At 63.3% G+C, this 2,399-nt stretch carries 5 protein-coding genes; 4 read left to right on the forward strand and 1 reads right to left on the reverse strand.

The annotated features are described in order from the left end of the window. Window positions 1–164 (reverse strand): GNAT family N-acetyltransferase (locus tag D3H34_RS34825; protein WP_434057725.1); only part of this gene is annotated, 164 nt, incomplete at its 3' end. Between the two features lie 124 nt (window positions 165–288). Here D3H34_RS34825 and rpsP point away from each other — a divergent pair. From rpsP to D3H34_RS31810, 4 genes are all read left to right on the forward strand, one after another. Then, window positions 289–540, forward strand: coding sequence for a 30S ribosomal protein S16 (gene rpsP, locus D3H34_RS31795; RefSeq protein ID WP_119558777.1), 252 nt, complete (start codon window positions 289–291; stop codon window positions 538–540). A 165-nt stretch (window positions 541–705) separates the two neighbouring features. Beyond that, on the forward strand, window positions 706–1,275 hold the full coding sequence (gene rimM / locus D3H34_RS31800) for a ribosome maturation factor RimM (protein ID WP_119558778.1): 570 nt from the start codon (window positions 706–708) through the stop codon (window positions 1,273–1,275). Between the two features lie 51 nt (window positions 1,276–1,326). Continuing rightward, on the forward strand, window positions 1,327–2,094 hold the full coding sequence (gene trmD / locus D3H34_RS31805; RefSeq protein ID WP_119558779.1) for a tRNA (guanosine(37)-N1)-methyltransferase TrmD: 768 nt from the start codon (window positions 1,327–1,329) through the stop codon (window positions 2,092–2,094). A gap of 136 nt (window positions 2,095–2,230) precedes the next feature. After that, window positions 2,231–2,399, forward strand: a 169-nt coding sequence (locus tag D3H34_RS31810; RefSeq protein WP_119558780.1) for a 50S ribosomal protein L19, incomplete at its 3' end; no start/stop codon positions are given.

The raw sequence follows: 2,399 nt of genomic DNA on the forward strand, positions 1-2,399 counted from the left end.
AGGTAGGGCAGGCCGCGGGACAGCACGTCGGCGCGGCGCCCGGCCATGTCCTGCTCGCTGGGCGGGTCAATCTCGAAAGTTCCGGTGCCGTGCAGCACGTGGTGGCAGTAAATAGCGGTGATGGCGGGGATGTCGGACTCGGTGCTGGCGCGGATATTAGGCATAAAGGAAAGAAATCGATATAATCGTGAGCTTTGCTGCGTGTCGCTGGCCGGGTGGCCAAGTCGCGTGTCTCAACGTGGCAGAAAACATTGCAGCAATTGCTGCAAACCACCCAAAGGATAAATTATGGTCGTCATTCGACTTTCTCGCGGCGGCTCCAAGGCCCGTCCTTTCTACAACATCGTTGTGGCTGACAAGCGCACTCGCCGTGATGGCGCCTTCATCGAGCGTCTGGGTTTCTACAACCCTACCGCTCGTGGCGGCGAAGAAGGTCTGCGCATTGCGCAAGACCGTCTGACGTACTGGAAGATCGTGGGCGCGCAATCGTCGCCCACAGTGGACCGCCTGATCAAGCAAGCCTCCAAGGCAGCTGCTTAATCTGACGCTCCCCTGAAGGCGGGTTCCGTGGCGTATGCTGACGGAGCCCGCTTTTTTTTGCCGCCGGGCCGCCCCAAGGCAAAAAAGCCCCCTTGGGGGGCAGCGCAGCTACGCGTAGCGAGCCAGCGTGGGGGCGTTTTTTTCATTTCTCATTCTGCTTGCACCATGGCCCTTCTTCCTGTATTCGAACCCGCTCAACTGCCTGCCGACGCCGTTGAGGTCGGCCGCATCGCGGACGCCTGGGGTGTCAAGGGCTGGTTCAAGGTGCTGCCTTTCAGTGCCGACGCCGAAGTGCTGCTGTCTGCCAAGCAATGGTTCCTGCAGCCGTCCGAGCGCGGCGCGCGCACGTTCACCGGCACCGTGCTGCTGCCGGTCAAGCAGTCGCGCGAGCATTCGGGCTCCATCGTGGCCACGGCCGAGGCCATCGCCGACCGCACGGCGGCCGAGTCGCTCAAGGGCGCGCGCATCTTTGTCTCGCGTGCCGATTTCCCCAAGGCGGCCGAGGACGAGTACTACTGGGTCGACCTGCTGGGCCTGGACGTGATCAACCGCGAAGGCCTGGTGCTGGGCCAGGTCAAGGACCTGATGTCCACCGGGCCGCAGACCGTGCTGGTGATCGCCTACGAGGAAGATGGGAAAACGCTGGAGCGCATGATCCCGTTTGTGTCGGCCTATGTGGACAAGGTCGAGTTGCAGGAGCGCCGCATCACGGTCGACTGGCAGACGGATTATTGATGGCCTGTATTTCGTTGCCGCGGCCCATGCCGCGCAGGAAGGGTCCACGCCATGCGGTTTGACATCATTACCCTGTTCCCGGAACTGTTCGCGCCGTTCCTCGCCAGCGGCGTCACGCGCCGCGCCTATTCATCGGACCAGGTCGCGGTGCGGTTGTGGAATCCGCGCGACTATGCCCAGGGCAATTACCGCCGCGTCGACGACCGGCCTTTTGGCGGCGGCCCGGGTATGGTGATGATGATCGAGCCGCTCCAGGCCTGCCTGGATGCGATCCGTGCCGACCGCGCCGAAGACCCGGCCGAACAGGTGCCGCTGGTGCTGTTCTCGCCGATTGGCCGCAAGCTCGACCATCCGGCCGTGGAGCGCTGGGCGCAAAGCCCGGGCGCGATCCTGCTGTGCGGCCGCTACGAAGGCATTGACCAGCGTTTCATCGACACCCATGTGAACGCGCAGATCAGCCTCGGCGACTTCGTGCTGTCGGGCGGCGAAATCGCGGCCATGGCGCTGCTCGATGCGGTCACGCGGCTGCAGCCCGGCGTGCTCAACGACGAAGGCAGCCACCAGCTCGACAGCTTCAATCCCAGCCTCAACGGCCTGCTCGACTGCCCGCATTACACGCGCCCCGAAGTCTGGCAGGGCCAGGAAGTGCCGCCGGTGCTGATGTCGGGCCACCACGCGCAGATCGAGCGCTGGCGCCGCGACCAGAGCCTGGAAATCACCGCCCGCCACCGCCCCGATCTGCTCGCCCAGGCGCGCGACAGCGGTCATCTGACCCGTAAAGACGAGGCGGTTTTGGCAAAAATAGCGGACGGGCTATAATCTAGGGCTGTCGATCCTCTGCCGGCCGCTGCATTCGAGGAGCCCGAGCTCATAGCATTGGGCAAGTAATGCAGCCATACAGTGCCAATCCCGGTGCTTGCCAATTGTGGCGCGGACAAGATCGTTGGATGTAACCATGAATCTGATCCAGACTCTTGAGCAGGAAGAAATCGCCCGCTTGAACAAGACCATCCCCGTGTTCTCCCCCGGTGACACCGTCATCGTGAGCGTGAACGTGGTTGAAGGCGCGCGCAAGCGTGTGCAGGCCTACGAAGGCGTCGTGATTGCCAAGCGCAACCGCGGCC

It is taken from the genome of Acidovorax cavernicola, assembly GCF_003581445.1.

What these genes read in the sequence shown, in the direction of transcription:
- rpsP (WP_119558777.1), top strand. Translation starts at nt 289, where the DNA reads ATGGTCGTCATTCGACTTTCTCGCGGCGGCTCCAAGGCCCGTCCTTTC.
- rimM (WP_119558778.1), top strand. Translation starts at nt 706, where the DNA reads ATGGCCCTTCTTCCTGTATTCGAACCCGCTCAACTGCCTGCCGACGCC.
- trmD (WP_119558779.1), top strand. Translation starts at nt 1,327, where the DNA reads ATGCGGTTTGACATCATTACCCTGTTCCCGGAACTGTTCGCGCCGTTC.